The organism is Streptomyces sp. MAI_2237 (assembly GCF_054189285.1).
In genome coordinates this window covers 487578-507486 of sequence record NZ_JAJPGQ010000009.1, presented here as the reverse complement: position 1 = coordinate 507486, position 19909 = coordinate 487578, and the positions used below count along the sequence as shown (strand labels likewise).

General features: G+C 70.5%; 21 protein-coding genes. 9 read left to right on the top strand and 12 right to left on the bottom strand.

The genetic code is table 11. The features are described 5' to 3' along the window. Positions 1 to 173: 173 nt before the first annotated feature. Positions 174 to 1010: an alpha/beta fold hydrolase gene (locus LN251_RS37695; protein ID WP_458248656.1), complete on the bottom strand. Its 837-nt coding sequence runs from the start codon at positions 1008 to 1010 to the stop codon at positions 174 to 176. Between the two features lie 514 nt (positions 1011 to 1524). On the opposite strand from LN251_RS37695, the gene LN251_RS37690 reads away from it, so the two are divergent. From LN251_RS37690 to LN251_RS37680, 3 genes are all read left to right on the top strand, one after another. Then, the gene (locus tag LN251_RS37690) at positions 1525 to 2034 is read left to right on the top strand and encodes a flavodoxin domain-containing protein (RefSeq protein ID WP_458248655.1); all 510 of its coding nucleotides are present in this window, start codon (positions 1525 to 1527) and stop codon (positions 2032 to 2034) included. Positions 2035 to 2250: 216 nt separating this feature from the next. After that, positions 2251 to 2913 (top strand): hypothetical protein, encoded by a 663-nt coding sequence (locus LN251_RS37685; protein ID WP_458248654.1) that lies wholly within the window; start codon positions 2251 to 2253, stop codon positions 2911 to 2913. Positions 2914 to 3184: 271 nt separating this feature from the next. Further along, positions 3185 to 5452, top strand: a complete 2268-nt coding sequence (locus tag LN251_RS37680; RefSeq protein WP_458248653.1) for a M4 family metallopeptidase — start codon at positions 3185 to 3187, stop codon at positions 5450 to 5452. A 95-nt stretch (positions 5453 to 5547) separates the two neighbouring features. Here LN251_RS37680 and LN251_RS37675 read toward each other — a convergent pair whose 3' ends face one another. The 4 genes from LN251_RS37675 to LN251_RS37660 all read right to left on the bottom strand — a co-directional run bounded on the left by LN251_RS37675 (position 5548) and on the right by LN251_RS37660 (position 8064). Next, positions 5548 to 6345 (bottom strand): thymidylate synthase, encoded by a 798-nt coding sequence (locus LN251_RS37675; RefSeq protein ID WP_458248652.1) that lies wholly within the window; start codon positions 6343 to 6345, stop codon positions 5548 to 5550. A 47-nt stretch (positions 6346 to 6392) separates the two neighbouring features. Continuing rightward, on the bottom strand, positions 6393 to 7034 hold the full coding sequence (folE, locus tag LN251_RS37670) for a GTP cyclohydrolase I FolE (RefSeq protein WP_458248651.1): 642 nt from the start codon (positions 7032 to 7034) through the stop codon (positions 6393 to 6395). Position 7035: 1 nt separating this feature from the next. After that, positions 7036 to 7461: a hypothetical protein gene (locus LN251_RS37665; protein ID WP_458248650.1), complete on the bottom strand. Its 426-nt coding sequence runs from the start codon at positions 7459 to 7461 to the stop codon at positions 7036 to 7038. Positions 7462 to 7524: 63 nt separating this feature from the next. Further along, positions 7525 to 8064 carry a DUF2231 domain-containing protein gene (locus tag LN251_RS37660; RefSeq protein ID WP_458248649.1) on the bottom strand — a complete coding sequence of 180 codons (540 nt, stop codon included), beginning with the start codon at positions 8062 to 8064 and terminating at the stop codon, positions 7525 to 7527. Between the two features lie 151 nt (positions 8065 to 8215). Between LN251_RS37660 and LN251_RS37655 the strand changes: the two genes are divergently transcribed. Then, on the top strand, positions 8216 to 8959 hold the full coding sequence (locus tag LN251_RS37655) for a helix-turn-helix transcriptional regulator (protein ID WP_458248648.1): 744 nt from the start codon (positions 8216 to 8218) through the stop codon (positions 8957 to 8959). A 105-nt stretch (positions 8960 to 9064) separates the two neighbouring features. On the opposite strand, the gene LN251_RS37650 is transcribed toward LN251_RS37655, so the two are convergent. Beyond that, positions 9065 to 9619: an AAA family ATPase gene (locus LN251_RS37650; protein WP_458248647.1), complete on the bottom strand. Its 555-nt coding sequence runs from the start codon at positions 9617 to 9619 to the stop codon at positions 9065 to 9067. A 199-nt stretch (positions 9620 to 9818) separates the two neighbouring features. On the opposite strand from LN251_RS37650, the gene LN251_RS37645 reads away from it, so the two are divergent. After that, entirely contained in the window at positions 9819 to 10238 is a 420-nt protein-coding gene (locus LN251_RS37645; protein ID WP_458248646.1) for a hypothetical protein, read from the top strand. A 75-nt stretch (positions 10239 to 10313) separates the two neighbouring features. Here the strand turns inward: LN251_RS37645 and LN251_RS37640 are convergent, their stop codons facing one another. From LN251_RS37640 to LN251_RS37625, 4 genes are all read right to left on the bottom strand, one after another. Beyond that, positions 10314 to 11453 carry a hypothetical protein gene (locus LN251_RS37640; protein WP_458248645.1) on the bottom strand — a complete coding sequence of 380 codons (1140 nt, stop codon included), beginning with the start codon at positions 11451 to 11453 and terminating at the stop codon, positions 10314 to 10316. A gap of 125 nt (positions 11454 to 11578) precedes the next feature. Then, a complete protein-coding gene (locus tag LN251_RS37635; RefSeq protein WP_458248644.1) occupies positions 11579 to 12808 on the bottom strand; it encodes a glycosyltransferase in 1230 nt (409 codons plus the stop codon). Between the two features lie 129 nt (positions 12809 to 12937). Next, on the bottom strand, positions 12938 to 13453 hold the full coding sequence (locus tag LN251_RS37630; protein ID WP_458248643.1) for a hypothetical protein: 516 nt from the start codon (positions 13451 to 13453) through the stop codon (positions 12938 to 12940). 10 nt (positions 13454 to 13463) lie between these two features. Further along, positions 13464 to 13970, bottom strand: a complete 507-nt coding sequence (locus LN251_RS37625; RefSeq protein WP_458248642.1) for a SigE family RNA polymerase sigma factor — start codon at positions 13968 to 13970, stop codon at positions 13464 to 13466. A gap of 285 nt (positions 13971 to 14255) precedes the next feature. On the opposite strand from LN251_RS37625, the gene LN251_RS37620 reads away from it, so the two are divergent. The 3 genes from LN251_RS37620 to LN251_RS37610 are packed head-to-tail and all read left to right on the top strand — an operon-like array spanning position 14256 to position 17901. Then, positions 14256 to 15602 carry a flavin-containing monooxygenase gene (locus LN251_RS37620; protein ID WP_458248641.1) on the top strand — a complete coding sequence of 449 codons (1347 nt, stop codon included), beginning with the start codon at positions 14256 to 14258 and terminating at the stop codon, positions 15600 to 15602. Beyond that, the gene (locus tag LN251_RS37615) at positions 15599 to 16474 is read left to right on the top strand and encodes an SDR family NAD(P)-dependent oxidoreductase (RefSeq protein WP_458248640.1); all 876 of its coding nucleotides are present in this window, start codon (positions 15599 to 15601) and stop codon (positions 16472 to 16474) included. The genes LN251_RS37620 and LN251_RS37615 overlap by 4 nt, the downstream gene beginning before the upstream one ends. Continuing rightward, complete coding sequence (locus tag LN251_RS37610; protein WP_458248639.1) at positions 16471 to 17901, top strand: aldehyde dehydrogenase family protein; 1431 nt, start codon at positions 16471 to 16473, stop codon at positions 17899 to 17901. Before LN251_RS37615 ends, LN251_RS37610 begins: the two co-directional genes overlap by 4 nt. A 55-nt stretch (positions 17902 to 17956) precedes the next feature. On the opposite strand, the gene LN251_RS37605 is transcribed toward LN251_RS37610, so the two are convergent. Then, positions 17957 to 19015, bottom strand: coding sequence for an AraC family transcriptional regulator (locus tag LN251_RS37605; protein ID WP_458248638.1), 1059 nt, complete (start codon positions 19013 to 19015; stop codon positions 17957 to 17959). A 207-nt stretch (positions 19016 to 19222) separates the two neighbouring features. Between LN251_RS37605 and LN251_RS37600 the strand changes: the two genes are divergently transcribed. Then, positions 19223 to 19663 carry a VOC family protein gene (locus LN251_RS37600; protein ID WP_458248637.1) on the top strand — a complete coding sequence of 147 codons (441 nt, stop codon included), beginning with the start codon at positions 19223 to 19225 and terminating at the stop codon, positions 19661 to 19663. 27 nt (positions 19664 to 19690) lie between these two features. On the opposite strand, the gene LN251_RS37595 is transcribed toward LN251_RS37600, so the two are convergent. Continuing rightward, on the bottom strand, positions 19691 to 19900 hold the full coding sequence (locus LN251_RS37595) for a tautomerase family protein (RefSeq protein ID WP_458248636.1): 210 nt from the start codon (positions 19898 to 19900) through the stop codon (positions 19691 to 19693). Between the last annotated feature and the right edge of the window lie 9 nt (positions 19901 to 19909).

Sequence of the window (19909 nt, the reverse complement as noted above, 5' to 3'; positions counted from 1 at the left end):
TCGTCGCGCTCGGCCAGTGTGACGGCCTCCAGGCGGCACCAGGCAGGAGTACATCCGTGCGTCGAGGTCGCCGCCGCGTAGTGGATGACCTTGCCCGTCAGCTCGGCCCAGCGGTCGGGACCGGGCTCGGGCCCCACCTCTGCCGCGGGAGAGGTGGGGCCCGAGCAGAGCGGCTACTTGCCGAGGAAGGCGAGCAGCGCGCTGTTGACCTCTTCGGCGTGCGTCCACAGCAGGCCGTGGGGAGCGCCCTCGACCTCGACGTAGTCGGCGTGCGGGAGCGCCTTGTGGAAGGGCCGGGCGGTGGAGTCGATGGGGAGGATGTTGTCGGCGGTGCCGTGGAGGATGAGCGCCGGGACGTCGATCTTGGGGATGTCCTGGCGGAAGTCGGTGTACCAGGTCAGTGGGGCGGCCGCCGCGGCGTACGATCCTCCGCTCGCGGCGACGTTCCAGCTGTTGCGCACGGCTTCCTCGCTGATGCGGACGCCGAGGTTGTCGTCGAGGTTGTAGAAGTCCTTGTAGAAGGCGGTGTAGTAGGCGTACCGGTCCGCCTTGACGGTGTCGGAGATGCCCTGGAAGAACTCCTGCGGCGCGGCGCCCGCCGGGTTGTCGTCGGTCTTGAGCAGGTAGGGCTCCAGGGAGGCGAGGAAGGCGACCTTGGCGATGCGGGCGGTGCCGTACGTGCCGACGTAGCGGCCGACCTCGCCGGTGCCCATGGAGAAGCCGACGAGGACGGCGTCGTTGAGGTCCAGGGTCTCCAGGACCTTGTGGAGGTCGGCGGCGAAGGTGTCGTAGTCGTAGCCGGTGGTGACCTGGCTGGACCGGCCGAAGCCGCGGCGGTCGTAGGTGATGACGCGGTGGCCGGCGGCGAGCAGGGCCGCGCTCTGCTTCTCCCAGGAGTGTCCGTCGAGCGGGAAGCCGTGGATCAGCACGACCGGCTGTCCGCTGCCGTGGTCCTCGTAGTACAGCTCGATGTCGGTGGTGTTCTCCTGGCCGACGGTGATGAACGGCATGGTGTTCCCCTCTCAGGGTGTGACGCGTTGTCTCCGGGCACGGTCGGCGGCGGGCCGACCTGGGTCCGTGCGGTCGGTGCGGCGCCGAGCGATTTCCTCAGCTTGCCTCCGATCGGCGCGCGGGGAATCAGTCCAATGACTTAAGCGACGGCGGTTCACGACCGGTCGGCGCGGGCCGTGCCTCGTCCGGCGGGCGTCATGGAGGGGCACTGGCGGGGCGCCGGGGACTGGGGTGACGGTTGGGCCATGCAGGTGGCGGGTGCGGCGGCGGGGTGGCCGACGGCAGGGCTGCCGATGGGCGGGACGCGGCCGGGTCAGCCACCCCCTACCTGTGCCGTCGTTCGAGGGGCCCGGTGTCCGGGCGGTTCCCGCGGTCGGTCCGGTCGGGGCCGGATGGTGCCGGGACGGGCCCAACGGCCCCTGGCCGGCTCAGGCGAGGTGGCGTTCGGTGGACTTGGCGGACGTTCGCCGCGGCGCGGCCGAGAGGCGGTGCCGCCCGTCGTGGAGGATCGCCATGACTGTTCTGGTGGCATACGCGACCGCTCACGGGTCCACGCGCGAGATCGCCCACCGCATCGCCTCAAGGATGCGGACGGCGGGGGTGGAGGTCGATGTGCGCGCGCTGGAGGCGGTCGACGAGGTCAGCGGGTATGACGCGTTCGTCGTCGGCAGTGCCGTGCACGATCAGAAGTGGCTGGACGCGGCACGGACCTTCGTACGCCGAGACATCGCCGCCCCCGGCTCCCGGCCGGTGTGGCTGTTCAGTGTGGGCATGCCGGGTGCGCTGCGCGGCCCTTGGAAGCGCCTGATGTTCAAGGAGGTGCCGGTCATCGAGGCGGATCTCGCGGCCCCGTTCTCCGCGCGCGGGCATCGGCTGTTCTCCGGTGTCATCAGGCCCGAGCATCTGTCGCGTCGCGGCCGGTTGATGTTCCGGCTGATGGGCTGCCGGTACGGCGACCACCGTGACTGGGACGAGATCGACGGCTGGGCGGAGCAGATCGCGGGCGCACTGGCGCCTCGCTGAGGCGATGGGGCGGCCCACACCTGGCCAGGGGCCCACGGTGGCCGACGCTGACCACCGACCGCTGGAGGGCATGCCCGCGAAGCCGAGCGTGAAGGCTTCCGGTCGACCTGCACCACGCCGGCCGCGGGTGCTGTGCCACGGCCGTGGTGCTGTCACCGGCTGGGTTGGCCGGGTCGGTGGGCGAGGCGCGAGCGTGGGGCACGGGGACGGGGACCGATGAGTGACAACTACCTGACGGTGATCCCGACGGATCCGTACTGGCAGCCGGGAAGGGACGCGGCGGAGCGTGCCGCAGCCGCTTTGCCGCGGATGCTTCCCGACGACGAAGCCCGCCGTGGTCTGGAAGCCAAGTGGCAGGACAGCGTCGAAGTGGTCTGGTGCGGTGCCGACTTGAAAAGGATCCTCTGCCCGCGCTGCGCTGCGGAGTGTGACTCCGGCTGGTGGGCCGAGGCCGTCTCGCAACGGTACGACGAGGGCTTCGCCGCGCTCGTGGTGACAGTTCCCTGTTGTGACGTCGAGACGTCGCTCAACGACCTGGTGTACGACTGGCCGATGGGGTTCGCGCGGTTCAGGATCGAGGTCCTGTATCCCAACCGGTCGTGGTTGGCCGACGAGGAGCTGGCCACCCTCGTGGACGCACTCGGGCATCCCTTGCGGCAGATCCTGATCCACATGAAGTCGGAACAGCGCCGCGAACGCTGCGAAGACGAGGGATGTCCGTTCGACGGAGGCTTCAGGGAGCAGGGTGAGGCTGTATACGGTTCCCGCCTTCTTCAGGTCATGGAAGAGCAAGTGTGCTTTTTGCAGGGCGAGTTGGCAGCGGTCGATCACTGCTCGACGGTCCGCCGCAGGCTGCGTGCAGTGTCCGGCCGCGGCTGAAAAGCTGTCGCAAGCGGTCCGATTTGCCTGATCTTCCTGACCAATTCAAGCCGTTGACTTGACCAAGGCATGACAGTGGGCGCCGGTGAGTGTCACCCTTCTGCGGAAGTTCACCATTCCTTGACAGGTTCCTCACGCGGCGCAGCCGCGGCACCACCCCCACCTCCTTCCTTCTTCCACCCGCATGCCGTGCAGCCTCCGGACCGGCGCACCCTGCCGTTCCGTGCCGTCCACGGCCCCCACAACGGGCCGTCGTCCTGAAGGAGTTCCGTTGTCCCTGCGACCCCGCGCCCTCCTGCGGCGCAGACGCGCCACCGCCCTCGCCCTCGCCTCCATAGGGTCCCTGCTCAGCCTCGCCGTCGCCGGGCACGCCGGCGCCGCCCCCGCGGCCCCGAGTCCCGTGAAGATCACCGCCAAGCCGCGCGCCGGTGCCCTCCCGGCCTCCCTGACACCCGCCCGCCGTGCGGCACTGGTCAAGAACGCGCAGTCCGCGGCCGCGGACACGGCGCGGCATCTCGGCCTCGGCGCCAAGGAGAAGCTGCTCGTCAAGGACGTCATCAGGGACGCCGACGGCACCACGCATACGCGCTACGAGCGCACCTATGCCGGCCTGCCCGTGCTCGGCGGCGACCTCGTCGTCCACGACACGAGCGGCCGCCTCACCGTCACCAAGGCCCACCGGGAGGCGCTCTCGGTGCCCTCGCTCCGTTCGAAGATCACCGCGGCGGGCGCCGCCGACCGGGCCGAGGCCGCCTCGAAACGCGCCAAGGTCACCGGCTCCGAGACCGGGAAGAAGCCCCGCCCGGTGGTGTGGGCGGCTACCGGCAAGCCCGTCCTGGCCTGGGAAAGCGTGGTCGAGGGCGTCCAACCGGACGGTACACCCAGTGAGTTGCAGGTCGTCACCGACGCCCGCACCGGCAAGCAGCTGCTGGCCGCGCAGAAGGTGGAGACCGGCACGGGCACCGGCCAGTACGTCGGCACGGTTCCGCTGGGCACCACTTCGTCGGGATCGACGTACCAGCTCGTCGACCCCGACCGCGCGGGGCACAAGACGTACGACCTCAACCAGGGCACCTCGGGCACCGGCGCGCTCTTCACCGATGACAACGATGCCTGGGGTGACGGCCTGCCGTCGAACCGTCAGACCGCCGGCGTCGACGTGGCCTTCGGTGCCGCGGCCACCTGGGACTACTACAAGGACACATACGGCCGTAACGGCATCCGCAACGACGGCGTCGCCGCCTACAGCCGCGCCCACTACGGCAGCAACTACGTCAACGCCTTCTGGCAGGACTCCTGCTTCTGCATGACCTACGGCGACGGCTCCGGCAACACCCACCCGCTGACCGCCCTGGACGTGGCGGCCCACGAGATGAGCCACGGTGTCACCGCCGCCACCGCGGGTCTGAACTACTCGGGCGAGTCCGGCGGCCTGAACGAGGCGACGTCCGACATCTTCGCCGCCGCCGTGGAGTTCTACGAGAACCTGCCTGCCGACCCCGGTGACTACCTCGTCGGCGAGAAGATCGACATCAACGGCGACGGCACACCGCTGCGTTACATGGACAAGCCCTCCAAGGACGGTGCCTCCCGCGACAGTTGGAGCTCCACCCTGGGCAGTATCGACGTCCACTACTCCTCGGGCCCCGCGAACCACTTCTTCTACCTGCTGTCCGAGGGAAGCGGCGCGAAGACCGTCAACGGCGTCTCCTACGACAGCCCGACGTACGACGGCCGGCCCGTCACCGGCATCGGCATCCAGAGCGCCGCCGCCATCTGGTACCGCGCGCTGACGACGTACATGACGTCCACGACCGACTACGCCGGCGCCCGCACCGCCACCCTGTCCGCCGCCGCCGACCTCTACGGCGCCTACAGCCCGACCTACCTCGCGGTCGCCGACGCCTGGGCGGCGATCAACGTCGGCAACCGCGTCGCCCTCGGCGTCAACCTCGCCCCGGTCGGCGACCAGACCAGCGGCATCGGCCAGGCGGTCAGCCTCCAGGTGGACGCCTACACCACCAACACCGCGGCGTCCCTGACCTACGAGGCCACCGGGCTGCCCGACGGCCTGAGCATCAGCCCGAGCGGCCTGATCACCGGCACGCCGACCACCCTCGGCACGAGTGACGTCACGATCAAGGTGACGGACAGTACGGGGGCGTCCGCCTCGAAGACCTTCACCTGGCGCATCGCCTACGTCTACGCCAACGCCGCCCGCGTGGACATCCCCGACAACGGACCCGCCGTGGAATCACCGGTCACCATCACCGGCCGCGACGGCAACGCCTCCGCGACGACCTCCGTCTACGTCAACATCGTCCACACCTACCGCGGTGACCTGACCGTCGACCTGGTCGGCCCGAACGGCACCGTGTACTCCCTGCTCAACCGCAGCGGCGGCTCCGCCGACAACGTCGACCAGACCTTCACCGTCGACGCCTCCGCACAGCCGCTCAACGGCACGTGGAAGCTGCGCGTGCAGGACCGGGCGTCCATCGACGTCGGTTACATCGCTCGTTGGCAGCTGACACCCTGACCCACACCAGCGGTACGCGGTTGCCCGGGCCCCGACCGGCCCGGGCAACCGCGCGCCGGTCGGTCTTGATTCCCGTCCCGTCGGCCGATGGGCCGTTACACCGCGACGGGGGCCTTGATGGCCGGGTGGTGCCGGTAGTCGAGCAGCTCCACATCGGAGTAGGCGTAGTCGAACAGCGACTCCGCTCGGCGCAGACGCAGGTGGGGAAACGCGAACGGAGCGCGCGAGAGCTGCTCGGTCACCTGCTGGACGTGGTTGTCGTAGACATGGCAGTCGCCGCCCGTCCAGATGAAGTCGCCCGCCTCGAGGCCGGTCTGCTGCGCCACCATGTGCGTGAGCAGGGCGTAGCTGGCGATGTTGAACGGGACGCCGAGGAACAGGTCCGCGCTGCGCTGGTACAGCTGGCAGGAGAGCTTGCCGTCGGCGACGTAGAACTGGAAGAAGGCGTGGCACGGCGCCAGGGCCATCTTGTCCAGCTCCGCGACGTTCCAGGCGGAGACGAGCATCCGGCGGGAGTCGGGGTCACGGCGCAGGGTGTCGAGGACGTTGCCGATCTGGTCGATGTGGCGACCGTCCGGGGTGGGCCAGGAGCGCCACTGCGCGCCGTAGACCGGGCCGAGCTCACCGTCCGCGTCGGCCCATTCGTCCCAGATGGTGACACCGTGCTCGCGCAGCCAGCCGACGTTCGAGTCGCCGCGGAGGAACCACAGCAGCTCGTAGACGATGGATTTGAGGTGCACCTTCTTGGTGGTGACCAGGGGGAAGCCCTGCGAGAGGTCGTAGCGCAGTTGGTGCCCGAAGACACTTCGGGTGCCGGTGCCCGTCCGGTCGGCCTTGGCCGTCCCGGAGGTGAGCACCAGCCGCAACAGGTCTTCGTACTGGGTGTCCGCCACGGGTGTGCAGTCTACCGACGGCGGCGAGGAGCCGTTCGCGGCGGAGGTCAGCCGGGCAGGCCGGTCAGGGTCAGGAATTCGCTGCGCGAACGGGCGTCGGTGCGCAGCAGGCCCAGGAGGGTGGAGGTCATGGTGGTGGTGCCGGTCGCCTGGACGCCCCGCAGGGTCATGCAGGTGTGTTCGGCCTGGATGACGACCCCGACGCCTTTCGGCTGCAGTTGGCTCTGCAGCCAGTCCGCGACCTGTTTGGTCAGGCGCTCCTGCACCTGGGGACGGCAGGCGAAGTGTTCCAGGATGCGGGCGAGCTTCGACAGTCCCAGGATCCGCCGGCCCGGGAGGTAGCCGATGTGCGCGGTGCCGACGAAGGGCAGCAGGTGGTGCTCGCACACCGAGCGCAAGGGGATGTTGCGGGCCAGGACCAGTTCGTCGTACCCCTCGTCGTTGGGGAAGGTCGTCAGGTCGAACGGGCGGGGGGAGAACAGTTCGGCGTAGGCGCGCGCCATGCGGCCGGGGGTACCGCGCAGGCTCTCGGAGTCGGTGCTGATGCCGAGGGCCCGCAGGAACTGTGCGGCGGCCTGCTCGGCGGCTGCCAGATCCGTCTCCTGCCCGACGGAGGAGACCACACGCAAGGCAGGAGCCTGCGGGATCGGCTCGGACGAATGCGGCAGGGCGGCGTACTGCCGGGACATGTCAGCTGCCTCCGATGCCCAGGGCGGACAGCAGGACGAGCACCACGGTCACCACGGCGAACAGTCCGTGAGCCAGGACCACGGCGAGGGGGAAGTGCCGCTCGGCGGGAACGTCCTGTCCGGCGCCGGCCGGGGCGGTGTCCTGCGCACGCTGGACCGGGATCCAGCGGGCGAGCATGACGAAGCCGAGCAGTGCGACGGGCACCAGCAGGATGAAGGCGGTCCAGGCCAGGGCCTCCTTGCCCGCGACGACGTAGACGATCCATACGACCAGGCCGAGCGCGGCGAGCGCGAAGTGGCCGAAGATCACCGGGACCGGGAGGTGGCTGGTGCCGCCGCGCGCACCGCCCCGCGAGAGCCAGGTGCCGAGCAGGTAGAAACCGCCGAGAGCGGTGATCACCCAGGTGATCAGTGCGGCGATGTCCATGAGAACTCCAGTGGGGGAAAGAGGCTGCCACGGCCGATGCCGGACAGGAGTGGGAGCGGTCGGTCAGCCGGCATCGCCCTGCGACCCGGTGTGCGCGGGGGTGAACCCCTCGGACTGGGTCACCTCGTCGGCGACGCGGACGCCGTAGCGGTAGGACAGCTTGCCGCCCAGCCATCCCGAGACGCCCAGTACGGCGAAAGCGGCGGCGTTGAGCGCCAGCGGCCCCGCCGCCACGCTGCCGGAGGGCCCTCCACCGGCGTGCCGCCACAGGAAATTGCCGAGGTAGGCGGCGGTCACCAGCAGGTTCAGCGTCATGTGGATCAGGCCCACCCGGAAAGCGCGCGTGCCGGTGGGGATGGCGAACAGGTCCAGGAAGCCGACCGTGGCCGCGGCCAGAGCCCCGATCACGCCCAGGGCGATGAGCCACATCGCTCCGCGGGACAGGAACTCCGGTCCCTTCACGAGGTGGGAGGCGATGTCGAAGACCAGGCCGGCGGCCCAGGCTCCGATGGGCACGGTGACCAGGATCGGGTGGAACGGGTGCCCGTAGGGGCCGGCGAGCGCGGCACTGACCGGCTGTTTGGCCTGATGCGGCTGGGTCATCGGGGCCACCTCCTTATTTCACCAATGAAGCTTGGTCTTATTCGTTGGCGTGGTCAAGTGCACCAGCTCAAGAGCATGCGATGGGCTCCTGGCGACGACTATTGGCGTTACCGGATCCTGGACGGCGACGGTTTGGGGGTACGGTGAGGGCGTGACCTCAGACATGACCCCGCCGGTCTCCTCCGGTGACGCCGCGATCGACTCCGTCAGCGCGCTCGGCGAGGGCACCCGGCGGCAGATGTTCGCCTTCATCCGCCGCGCCCGTCGCCCCGTCACACGCGACGAGGCGGCCGCCAGCGCCGGGATCTCTCGCAAACTCGCCGCGTTCCACCTCGACAAGCTCGTCGACGCGGGCCTGTTGCGCGCCCGCTACGCCTCTCCCGAGGGCGTCCGCAAAGTGGGTCGCCAGCCCAAGATGTACGAACCCACCGACACGCCGATCCGCGTCAGCATCCCCGACCGCCGCCACGAGCTTCTGGCCGACCTGCTCGTGCAGGCGGTCGTGACCGAAGGCGAGCACGAGACGGCGGTCCAGGCGGCGATGCGCACAGCCGGGCGACGGGGCGAAGAGCTGGGCGAGGAGGAACGCACCCAGTTGCGTCCCGGCCGGCTCGGTGCCGAACGCGGCCTGACCCTGTGCGAGCGCATGCTCGACCGGCACGGCTTCGAGCCCGCACGCGAGGCGCCCGACCGGCTACGACTGCGCAACTGCCCCTTCCACCCGCTCGCCGCCCAGGCCCCCGACCTGGTGTGCGGCATGAACCACGCCTTCCTCACCGGCTACCTGCAAGGACTCCGCGCTCCGGCGGTCGAGGCCGTGCTGGCTCCCCGTCCCGGCGAATGCTGCGTCGAAGTGCGTCACGCGACGGCACGCGACGAGACGGAGACCAGCTGATCGAACCGATCGCCTGCGAAGCTCGCACGCGCTTCGCGTCACTGGTGATCGGCACTGGCACCGGCGGTCACACGTGAGCCGGATCGGCAGAGGCCGCCGGCGCCATCACGCTCCGCGGACGATGTGCGGCCCGGCCCAACCGGTGACGGTGACGACCTCTCGCGCGATGTCGACGACGCCCCGCCCGTCCGTGGCCACGCGCACGGTCCCTGTCGGAGCCCGCTGATCCAGAAGCCGTGCCTTGCGGACGCTTCCCTCCAGTTCCTGTTCCAGCTCCGAGCCCAGTTCCCGACCCACCAGCCGCTCGCGGGCGGTCGCGTCGGAGGCGGTCAGCAGGACTCGTACGATCCTCACTCCGGCGCCCATGGCACGCTCGAACATGTCCGTCGCCTCCGGCAGCACACTCATGGTGTTCGTATAGACCAGACGCCGGTAGCCGCGCCGGGCGAAGTTCGCCCACACGGCGGCCAGGTTGATCTCGGTGATCTCCGCGCGGTGAGGGTCCCCCTCTGGTGCGGGATGCACCTGACCCATGAAGTCACCGTCGATGACCGCGTGAGCGACCGCCTCGGAACGCAGCAGCGCCGAGACCTCCCACCCGACCGTCGTCTTGCCGACACCGGCACGTCCTCCGATGAGCAGCACTTCTGCGTGGTCCATGGCGACAGGGTGCCAGCGGGAGACGAGCCCACGCGATCGGATATCGATCCGGCCATGCCTCGCGCAGGCGTACTTCGCCGAAGGCGGAGTCGCCGCCAGCGCGCACGTTTCGACCGTCATGGAAAGGGTGGTGGCCGCCCCAGGTGCGTACCTAGGTTCGGGCGTCGTGACAACGGCTGCTTGGAAGGGCAGGAGTCAGATGCTGAAGCAGTTGAGCAAGAAGCCGGCGTCCCGGCGCGCCGCCGCGTCGGTCGGCGCACTGGCGCTGGCTGCGGCCGCGGTCTGCGCGGTCGCCACGCCGGCGTCGGCCGCAGGCTGGGCCTGCGACCACGACGGGCACACCGTGTGGTGTGCATCCGTGACCGGGATCTCGGCCGGTTCCTACCTCGCCTCCCACAACGGACCGACCTACGCCTCGGGCACGACCGGGCATCGCTACCACAACGGCGACACGATGATGCTGGCGTGCTGGACCACGGGGGACGGTGACGCGGACGGCCACGGTGACCACTACTGGTTCGCGCTCGACTTCGACGGCGACAGCGGCTACATCAACGACTGGTACGTGACGACCGGATCCCCGTCCCAATGGAAGCCGCACGTCCCGCAGTGCCGCTGAGGAAACCCCCTTCGACAGGAGACTGCGCATACGCCGGGTTCTTGTCGCACTGCCGGCCTGTCCGGGGCGGGTCTGTCAGGGGACTCCGAGTTCGAACAGTGCGTAGCCGGCGTATGAGCCCGAGGCCGCTGCCACGATGGCCAGGAGGGTGCACAGCAGGGGCAGGCCGACCGTGCGCAGTCGTACGGCCAGCGGGATGAACAGGGGGAAGGCGGGGAGCAGATAGCGCGAGACGTTGCCGAAGATCTGCTGGCTGCCCAGGACGAGGACGAAGGTGAGGACGGTGTAGACGATCAGCACGGCGGGCGGGCGGAGCCGGATCAGGAACGGGATCAGCAGCAGACCCGTCAGGACCACCAGCACGCCGATCACGTCTTCGAAGGGGCTCGGGAAGAGGTAGTCGGTGCGGCCCACTGCGAGGGACGTGAAGACGTCGAGGGTCTGTTTGCCGTAGTCGAAGGTGTGCGCCCAGGCGCCCTTCTGCAGTTGGAAGTAGCCGGTGAGGTCGCCCATCCGGTCTCCGACCCAGAGGAGATAGCCCATCAGGCCGAGTGGGGCGATGAGGATCGCGGTCATCGGGCGGGCGACGTCCTCGTGACGGTGGTGCAGCGTCCGCAGCGCCGCGACGGTGAGGGCGGCGATGAGCGCGAGCGCGGTGGGGCGGGCCAGCCCCGCGGTGAAGGTGAGCACGCCCGCGGTCAGCCAGCGGTCGCTCATGACCGCATGGCAGGCCCACACGGCCAGGGCGACGTAGAGCGACTCCGAGTACCCGGACCACTCGGTGCCGGAACCGGGCCACACCGCCCACAGTCCGGCCGCGGCGAACCCTGCGCGCCGGCCGCCGAAGCGGGCGGTGACGGCGTAGATGCCGAGTGCGGCGACGAACGAGGCGAGTATCGAGACCAGCAATCCGGCGCCGTACAGGCCAAGACCCGTGCAGGAGGCGACCAGTCTTATGGCCGCCGGGTAGAGCGGGAAGAACGCCGCCGAGTTGCCTTCGAGGGTGATCAGGCCCGAGGCCTCGGGGATCCGGACGAGCGCGGGGTCGTAGCCGTGGGCGGCGATCTGCTGGTACCACCAGCCGTCCCAGCTGGCCAGGACGTTCCAGGCGTGGGCGCCGCCGCCGAAGCGCGGGTCCCTCTTGCGGAAGTCTCCGGTTGCGTCCAACAGATGCATGAAGACGGCGAATCCGATGAGCTTCAGGACGCCGTACATCGCCAGAACGGGTGCGTGCTGGCGGAGTGGGTGTCGCGCCGCGTGCAGAAGGGCGGCCACGCGGTTTCCGGCGCTGAGCGTGGGGGAGTCCGTGGGGGGGCGAGTGTCCGGTATCAGGGTGTGGTTCATGCGGTCGCCGAGCCCATCCCGTGGCGGTGGGCGCGGAACACCCAGGCGCGCAGCAGCGCGAAGCGGACGAGGGTGGCCGTCAGGTTGGCGGCGACGAGCACCGAGATCTCCACGGACCGTACCGCCGTGGGGACCAGGTGATGCAGCGCGGCGAGGGAGCCGCTGGTCAGGGCCAGGCCGACGACGAACACCAGCAGGCCCTTGGCGTGGTGGCGCAGCGCACCGCCGGGGCCTCTCAGCCCGAACGTGAGCCGCCGGTTCGCCGCCGTGTTGGCGAGAGCGCACAGCAGCAGTGCACCGGCGTTGGCGGCCTGCGCTCCCGTCGCGGGGCGCAGTGCCGCGTACAGGAGTATGTATCCGACGGTGCTGACGGCTCCGACCGCGCAGAACCGCAGCAGTTGGCCGGCCAGGCCGCTCGACGGTCCGTCGTCGTCGCGGCGCAGCGCGGCCGTCGGCAGTGCCCCGCGGGCCAGTGCCCGGCCGATTCGGGCGATGCCCCGCAGGTCGGCCAGGGCCGTGGACAGGATGTCGACTCTGCTGTCGGGGTCGTCGACCCAGTCGACGGGCACCTCGTGGATGCGCAGCCCTGCCCGCTCCGCGATCACCAGGAGTTCCGTGTCGAAGAACCACCCGGTGTCCTGCACCAGGGGCAGCAAGCGTTCGGCGACATCGCGCCGCACGGCCTTGAAGCCGCACTGCGCGTCGGAGAAGCCCACCGCGAGCGTGGAGCGCAACAGGACGTTGTAGCAACGGGAGATGACCTCCCGGCGGGGACCGCGGACCACCCGGGCGCCGCGGGCCAGGCGCGTGCCGATGGCGATGTCGGAGTGCCCGGAGATGAGCGGGGCGACCAACGGCAGCAGCGCTGCCAGATCGGTCGAGAGGTCTACGTCGACGTAGGCGAGCACCGGCGCCCGCGAGGTCGACCACGCGGCCTGCAAGGCGTGGCCCCGGCCCTTTTGCGGCAGGCGGAGCCAGTGCGTCTCCGGGAGTGTGGCGGCCAGGCGGGCCGCGATCTGGGGGGTGTCGTCGGTGCTGGCGTTGTCCGCGACGGTGATGCGGAAGGGGTAGGGGAACGTCTCGCGCAGGTGCGCGTGCAGCCGCCGTACGCTGCGCTCCAGGTCCGCCTGCTCGTTGTGCACGGGCACGACCACGTCCAGGACGGGCTCGCGGTGGTGCGCCGACACCGGTGTGGGCAGCGGCAGTTGATTCGTCAGTTCTGTCACGGTCCGTCCAGATTCGAGTGTCGGCGCAGGGCGTGCCGAAGGCAGGCACGGCGGTTTCGCGGTGCGGTGTGCGGTGCGGTGCGGTGGGGCGGTCAGGAGACGTGAGTCAGAAGGACGACGCCGCTCCTGTCACCCGGGGCTGGCGGAGCCCGACGCCGAGGCCGGTGCCGTCGACGGCGCTGTCGGTGAGGTGGGCGTCGACGTGCCCTCGGGCGGCGGCGTCGTCGTCGGCGCGGTCGGCGGCGGGGCGGAGACGGTTGTGGAGGAACTCCGGGTCGGGGGCGGTGCCGTGGTCGACGAGGACGGTTGCCCGGTGGCGTCGGCGGTGCTCGACGGGGTGGTAGTGCTGGGGGGTGCTGCCGTCGTGGGTGTCGGGGGCGGTTCCGGCGCCGGGGACACCTGGCTCGTCGTGGGCTCCGGGTGCGGAGCCTGCGGCCTGTTCTCCGTCGGCGCGTGCGGCAGCATGAAGAAGCCGAGCCCGAGTCCCGCCACGGCGAGGACGGAACCGGCCGCCGTCCGCACCGTGCGGACCCGCTTGCGGGTCTTGACCCCGTCGCGCAGACGCGCCCGCTGTTCGGCCCCGAAGGGGGTGAATTCCTGGGTGTCGCGCATCATCCGCGCCAACTCCCGTTCGAAGTGGTCCATCGGCTCCTCTTCACCCCACCGGCTCGATGACGTCGAACAGGATGCGACGCAGTTGGGCCACGCCACGCGAGGCATGGGACCGGGCGGTGCCCACCGGGCAGCCCAGTACTTCGGCGACCTGCTTCTCGGAGAGGTCCTGGTAGTAGCGCAGCACCACCGCGGCCCGCTGCCGCGGCGGCAGTTGGGCCAGGGCCCACTCCAGCCGTGAGCGCTCCACCACGGCCGCGGACACGTCGCCCGCCGCGGGCAGGTCCGGCAACTGCTCGACCGGGCGCTCGCCCCACCAGCGTCGACGTGCCGAGCGTGCCGCCGCGCGTGCCAGCACCTTGCGCACGTATGCCTCCGGGGCCTCCTCGGCGATCCTCGGCCAGACGAACCAGAGCTTGACCAGGGCTTCCTGCAGGAGGTCCTCGGCCCGGTGCCGATCGCCTCCCACGAGCAGACGGGAGAGGTGGAACAACGCCGACCAGCGACTTGCCACGAACCCGTCGAACCCTTCGGCTCGACCCTGTTCCACACGCACCGTCCCCGTTTTTCGACCAGGCCCCTACATCCCTGAAAAGACATTGGACCCCACGCCACGATGCACCTGACGCCTGTGATCCCGGTTACACCCCGAACAGGGTGCGGGGGGCGCGGTGGTCGACCGGAATGGTGCGGCGCGGCTGTGAGGAGGCGCGGACAGCAGCGGCCTGGCGCTGGCCGCTGCGGTCCCCTCTGTGGCCGCAGGGGTCAGTTCGCGGCGCTCGCGGGGTGCATAGGTTCCCCGCAATCCCCGAAACGTCGAAGAAGGATCGAAACAGTGAGTGAGAACGAGCACGACACCTGTGTGATCGGTGCCGGACCAGCGGGACTGGCGGTCGCCAGGGCGCTGGCCGAGCGGGATCTGCCGTACACGCACATCGAGCGTCACACGGGGCCGGGCGGGCTGTGGGACATCGACAACCCGGGCAGTCCGATGTACGAGTCGGCCCACTTCATCTCCAGCAAGTCGCTGTCCGGGTTCGGGGGTCATCCGATGCCGGACCACTTCGCCGACTACCCGCCGCACCGGCAGATCCTGTCCTACCTGACGTCGTTCGCCGAGGCCTACGGGCTCATGGACCGGATCGAGTTCGGCACCGAGGTCCGCAGCGTGGAGAAGAACCCGGACGGCACCTGGACGGTCACCCGGGCCGACGGCCGGGCCGGTGTCCACCGGCAGGTCGTCGTGTGCACGGGGTCGCAGTGGCACCCCAACGTCCCCGACCTGCCCGGCGACTTCACCGGAGAGATCCGGCACACGGTCACCTACCGCAGCAGCGCGGAACTGCGGGGCAAGCGGGTGCTGGTGGTGGGCGCGGGCAATTCCGGGCTGGACATCGCCTGCGACGCGGCGCGGTCCGCCGACCACGCGGCGATCAGCATGCGCCGCGGCTACTGGTTCATCCCCAAGCACCTGTTCGGGCGACCTGTGGACACCATCGCCGCGGGCGGCCCGCACCTCCCGATGTGGCTGCAGCAGAAGCTGTTCGGCGGCCTGCTGCGAGTCATCAACGGTGACCCCCGCAGGCTCGGTCTGCAAAAGCCGGACCACAAGCTGTTCGAGACCCACCCGGCCATCAACTCGCTGCTGATGCACCACCTTCAGCACGGCGACATCACCGCCCGGCCCGGCATCGCCCGCACCGAGGGCCGGACGGTCCACTTCACCGACGGCACCAGCGACGACTTCGACCTGATCCTGCTGGCAACGGGATATCTTCACAAAGTCCCCGTCGCGCAGCGGTACTTCGGCGACGAGCAGCACCCCGACCTCTACCTGTGCTCCTTCTCCCGCCGGCACGAGGGCCTGTTCGGCGTCGGCTTCGTGGAGACCAACTCCGGCGCCTACCAGCTCTTCGACAGCCAGGCCCAGTTGATCGCCTCCTTCATCCGCGACAGCGGGGCCGGCCTGGCGACCGCCGAGCGGTTCGCCGGCCTGATCCGCAGCGACCGGCCGGACCTGTCCGGCGGACTGAAGTTCGTCGACTCGCCGCGCCACACCGGTTACGTGCACAGCGACGCCTTCGTGAAGTACCTCGGCAAGGTCGCCCAGAAGATGGGCTGGCGGACCGCGGGTCTGCCGCCTCGGGCGGCGTCCGTGCGGCAGGAAGCGGTGGCGTCATGACGTACGACTTCCGTGACAAGGTCATCCTGGTGACCGGCGGCGCCGGAGGCATCGGCAGTGCCCTGTGCCACCGCTTCGCGGCAGGCGGTGCGCGGCTCCTCGTGGTCGACATCGACACACCCCGGGCCGAGCGGACCGCCGCCGAGCTGCCCGGCACCGGGCACGCCGGGCTGGGCTGCGACCTGCTGGACGGCGCCGCGGTGCAACGGATGCTCGACGGCGTCGCCGTCACCCACGGCCGTATCGACGTCCTCGTCAACAACGTGGGCATGACCAGCGCGGAGCGTTTCGACGTGCGCAGCGTCGACAGCATCGAGCGGGAGATCGACGTCAACCTGGTCGCCCCGCTGGTCACGACCCGGATCGCCGTCCCGCTGCTGCGGGCCTCCGGCGACCCGCGCGTGGTCACCACGGTGTCGCTGGGCGGGATCTTCCCGCTGGGCGAGACCCCGATCTACACCGCCTCGAAGTTCGGGCTGCGCGGCGCGATGCTCGCCATCGGCCTGGACCTCAGGGACAAGGGCATCCAGGCCGGTTCGGTGCTGCCGTCGGCGACCGACACGCGGATGCTGCGGCAGGAGGCCGTGGACGGCGGGAACTCCATGCAGTTCCAGGACGCGCCGCAGCAGCCGTCCGACGTCGTCCGCGCGGTGGTGCGCCTGCTGGACAAGCCGCGCCTGGAGGCGTACGTCCGCTCCGGCGAGTCTCGGCTGGTGCGGTGCGCGATGCTCGCGCCGAACCTGCTCCCCAGGCTCTTCCCGCTGTTCCGCAAACGGGGCGAGCGAGGCATGGCCCGCTATCTGGAGGACCTGCGCCGCAGAGGACTGGCCCGCCAGGTCGGCGGCCGGTGGGAACTGGTGGAGGAGGCATGAGCCGGACGGCCACCACCCGGGTCGAGGAGACACTCGACGTCGTCAACCCCGCGACCGGGGAACTGATCACCACCGTGCCGGCGACGAGCGGGCAGGACGTCGCGCGGGCGGCCGAGCGGGCCTACGAGGTCTTCGCCGGCGGCGTCTGGGCCGGCCGGTCCCCGCGGGAGAGAGCGGCCGTCCTGCTGTGCCTGGCCGACCTCATGGAGCGCGACGCCGAGACGTTGGCCCGGCTGGACTGCGAGGACGCGGGCAAGCCGATCACGGAGTGCGGTACGGGAGACGTACCCGCGGCGATCGAGTCGATCCGGTGGTTCGCGGAGGCGGCCGACAAGGTCTTCGGCCGCGTCGCACCCACCGGCCGGCACAGCCTGGGGCTGGTGAGCCGGGAACCGGTCGGGGTGGCCGCCGCGATCCTGCCCTGGAACTATCCGCTCGCCATGGCCGCCTGGAAAGTCGGTCCCGCGCTCGCCGCCGGCAACTCGCTGCTGCTCAAGCCCGCCGAGGCCACCCCGCGCTCCACCCTGCACCTGGCCGCCCTGGCGGCCGAGGCGGGGCTGCCGGACGGCGTGCTCACGGTCCTCACCGGGCACGGCACCGTCACCGGTACGGCGCTTGCCCGCGACCCGCTGGTGCGCGCCCTGTCGTTCACCGGCTCCACCGCCACCGGGCGCCGCGTCCTGGCCGACGCGGCCGCGTCCAACTTCAAGCGGGTCTGCCTGGAGATGGGCGGCAAGAGCCCCCAGATCCTCATGCCGGACGCGCTCGAGTACGGCGACGAACTGATCGACCACATGACCGAGGCCGCGTTCCTGACCATGGGGCAGAACTGCACCGCCGGCTCCCGCGTCCTGGTCCACCACAGCATCGCCGAGGACGTACTGGAGAGGTTCACCGCCGCCGCGAGGAAGCTCACCGTCGGTGATCCCGCCGACCCGCACACCCGGGTGGGGCCGCTCATCGACCGTGCGGCGTTCGACCGGGTCGCCGGCGCCGTGGACGCGGCCCGCGCCGCCGGTGCCCACATCCACACCGGCGGCCTGCCCCACGGTCTGCCACCGTACGGTGTCTACTACCCGCCCACCGTGATCAGCCGGGCCCCGGCGGACAGCGACGTTCTTGCCAGGGAGCTGTTCGGCCCTGTGGTCACCGTCCAGACGTTCACCTCGGAGGACGAGGCGGTGCGGCTGGCGAACGCCACCGAGTACGGGCTCGCCGCCTCGGTGTGGACCCGAGACCTCGACACCGCGTTCCGGCTCGCGCGAGGCGTCGAAGCCGGAGTGGTCTCCGTCAACTCCTACAGCGAAGGCGACATCACGACGCCGTTCGGAGGGTGGAAGCAGTCGGGATTCGGGGGTGCGGAGAAGTCCACGGACGCTTTCGCCCAGTGGACCAGGGAGAAGACCGTCTGGATCCGTACGCGCTGACGCCCGGCACGGCGGTTCCGTGCTGACGCCTGGCCGGGGGACATGGGCATCCGCCTCATGGTTCCCCGGCGCCCCCGCGCAGCCGGGCCGGGGTCACCCCGTGCCAGCGGTGCACCGCCCTGCGCAGGGCGCGAACGTCGGAGAAGCCCGCCTGCCGGGCGATGTCCCGCAGGGTCGGCTCGGGCCGGCGCAGCAACTGCTCGACCCGCTCGCGGCGCACTCCGTCGACGACCGCCTCGTACGTCGTGCCGCACTCGGCCAGGCGCCGGCGCAGTGTGCGCTCGCTCAAGGCGTGCCGCCGGGCCTGCTCGACGAAGGACGGCACCTCGGGCAGGCTCTGCGCGATCGAGATCTCCAGCACCTCCAGCAGGTCCTGCCGATCGCGCGTCGACGCCGCCTGCTCCTCCAGGATCTCCACGACGGAGGCGTACGTGACCGGGTCGCGGCCCGGCATCGGCCGTCCCGCCCAGGCCGTGGGGAACACCAGGCGGTTCACCACCGCGCCGAAGCGGACCGGGCAGCGGAACAACTCCGTGAACGGCCCGGTGTCGCGGGGGGCGGGAAAGGCGAACTCGACGACCGACGGCGCGAACTCCTGCCCGGAACTGAGCCGTGTGAGGGCGACGACGCTGGCGAACGCCTCTTCCGCCAGGAAGACCGCGACCGTCGGATCGAGGGCGGGATCGGGCAGTTCGGTCCGCAGCACGTATCCGGCGTCCTCCGGCCCGGCCGACCAGACCACCATCGCCCCGGACAGGTTCTGGAAGCGCACACCGGTCTCGATGGCCTCCCGCAGGGTGCCGGCGGCCATCAGGGCGAAGCCGAGGAGCCCCCAGGAGGTCAGGTGCTGAGCGGCGCCCACTCGCAAGCCCAGGTGAGGGTCACCGGTGAGCTCCAGCGCACGCCGGATGACGGCACTGCCCTGGCGGTAGGAGACCCGCAGCGCCGCCGAACGCATCATCGCCTCGTCCAGCCCGACCCGGCTCAGTTCGGGCCGGAGATCGACCCCGCACCCGTCGGTGACCGGGCTGAGGCAGCGCAGGATGTTCGGCGCGATGGTCGCCGAGGTGCTTCGGCTGGTTCCCGGCTGCGTCGGGGCGGAGCTGTGGGGCATGGCGTTCCTTGAGACCGGGTGCTGCTCGCTGCGCACACACTAGAAGGACCGCCGGGACAAGAGCGTCTTCCGGGAGTACGCGGCTCGGCGCAGGTTCCCCTTTTTTTGCGGTTCGGTGGTCTGCGGATGTCGAGAAGGTGCTGTCGGCTCCGTCCCAGTGGCGTGAGCGGCCGGCACCGGCCGCGCGAGGAAGAAGGAGCTTGCAGCATGGCGATTCAGCGGATGGACAACGTCGGCATCGTCGTCGCGGACTTGGACGCCGCCGTCGCGTTCTTCGTGGAACTCGGCATGGAGCTGGAGGGAAGGGCGCAGGTCGAGGGCCCCGTCGCCGACCAGTGCACCGGACTCGAAGGCGTCCGCTGCGACATCGCGATGGTCCGGACCCCGGACGGGCACAGCCGGCTCGAGCTGGCGAGGTACCGCAGCCCGGCGGCGATCGGCGTCGAGCCGCGCGACCGGCCGCACAACGTTCTGGGCACGCACCGCGTCATGTTCGCGGTCGACGACATCGAGGACACCGTTGCCCGCCTGCGCCCTCACGGCGCCGAACTCCTGGGCCGGATCGCCCGGTTCGAGGACAGTTACCTGCTGTGCTACGTCCGCGGTCCGGAAGGGATCATCGTCGGGCTGGCCGAGCAACTGCGCTGAGAAGGGCGAGCGAGACCCCGCAGCGAGTCAGTCCTCGCCGTTGAGCAGGGCGGCGGTCAGCACGGTGCCGCCGAAGCCCCAGCCGCCGTCGACGACCTCGTCGATCAGTACGAGGGTGTTGGGGCGGGCCCGCTCGCCGTAGATCTCGGCGTACAGGTCGGTGGTGCGCTCGACGATCTTCTTCTTGTCCTCGGCGCTGATGGTGCCCGCGGGAACCTTGAAATGGGCGAAAGGCATGAGTGTGTC

Bases quoted from the DNA above. Each gene is read 5' to 3' on its own strand.
- folE (WP_458248651.1), bottom strand. From the start codon at position 7,034: ATGTCCCGGCAGTACGCCGCCCTGCCGCATTCGTCCGAGCCGATCCCG.
- LN251_RS37600 (WP_458248637.1), top strand. From the start codon at position 19,223: ATGGCGATTCAGCGGATGGACAACGTCGGCATCGTCGTCGCGGACTTG.
- LN251_RS37610 (WP_458248639.1), top strand. From the start codon at position 16,471: ATGAGCCGGACGGCCACCACCCGGGTCGAGGAGACACTCGACGTCGTC.
- LN251_RS37685 (WP_458248654.1), top strand. From the start codon at position 2,251: ATGAGTGACAACTACCTGACGGTGATCCCGACGGATCCGTACTGGCAG.
- LN251_RS37630 (WP_458248643.1), bottom strand. From the start codon at position 13,453: ATGGACCACTTCGAACGGGAGTTGGCGCGGATGATGCGCGACACCCAG.
- LN251_RS37605 (WP_458248638.1), bottom strand. From the start codon at position 19,015: ATGCCCCACAGCTCCGCCCCGACGCAGCCGGGAACCAGCCGAAGCACC.
- LN251_RS37650 (WP_458248647.1), bottom strand. From the start codon at position 9,619: ATGGACCACGCAGAAGTGCTGCTCATCGGAGGACGTGCCGGTGTCGGC.
- LN251_RS37690 (WP_458248655.1), top strand. From the start codon at position 1,525: ATGACTGTTCTGGTGGCATACGCGACCGCTCACGGGTCCACGCGCGAG.
- LN251_RS37595 (WP_458248636.1), bottom strand. From the start codon at position 19,900: ATGCCTTTCGCCCATTTCAAGGTTCCCGCGGGCACCATCAGCGCCGAG.
- LN251_RS37695 (WP_458248656.1), bottom strand. From the start codon at position 1,010: ATGCCGTTCATCACCGTCGGCCAGGAGAACACCACCGACATCGAGCTG.
- LN251_RS37665 (WP_458248650.1), bottom strand. From the start codon at position 7,461: ATGGACATCGCCGCACTGATCACCTGGGTGATCACCGCTCTCGGCGGT.
- LN251_RS37645 (WP_458248646.1), top strand. From the start codon at position 9,819: ATGCTGAAGCAGTTGAGCAAGAAGCCGGCGTCCCGGCGCGCCGCCGCG.
- LN251_RS37615 (WP_458248640.1), top strand. From the start codon at position 15,599: ATGACGTACGACTTCCGTGACAAGGTCATCCTGGTGACCGGCGGCGCC.
- LN251_RS37660 (WP_458248649.1), bottom strand. From the start codon at position 8,064: ATGACCCAGCCGCATCAGGCCAAACAGCCGGTCAGTGCCGCGCTCGCC.
- LN251_RS37640 (WP_458248645.1), bottom strand. From the start codon at position 11,453: ATGTACGGCGTCCTGAAGCTCATCGGATTCGCCGTCTTCATGCATCTG.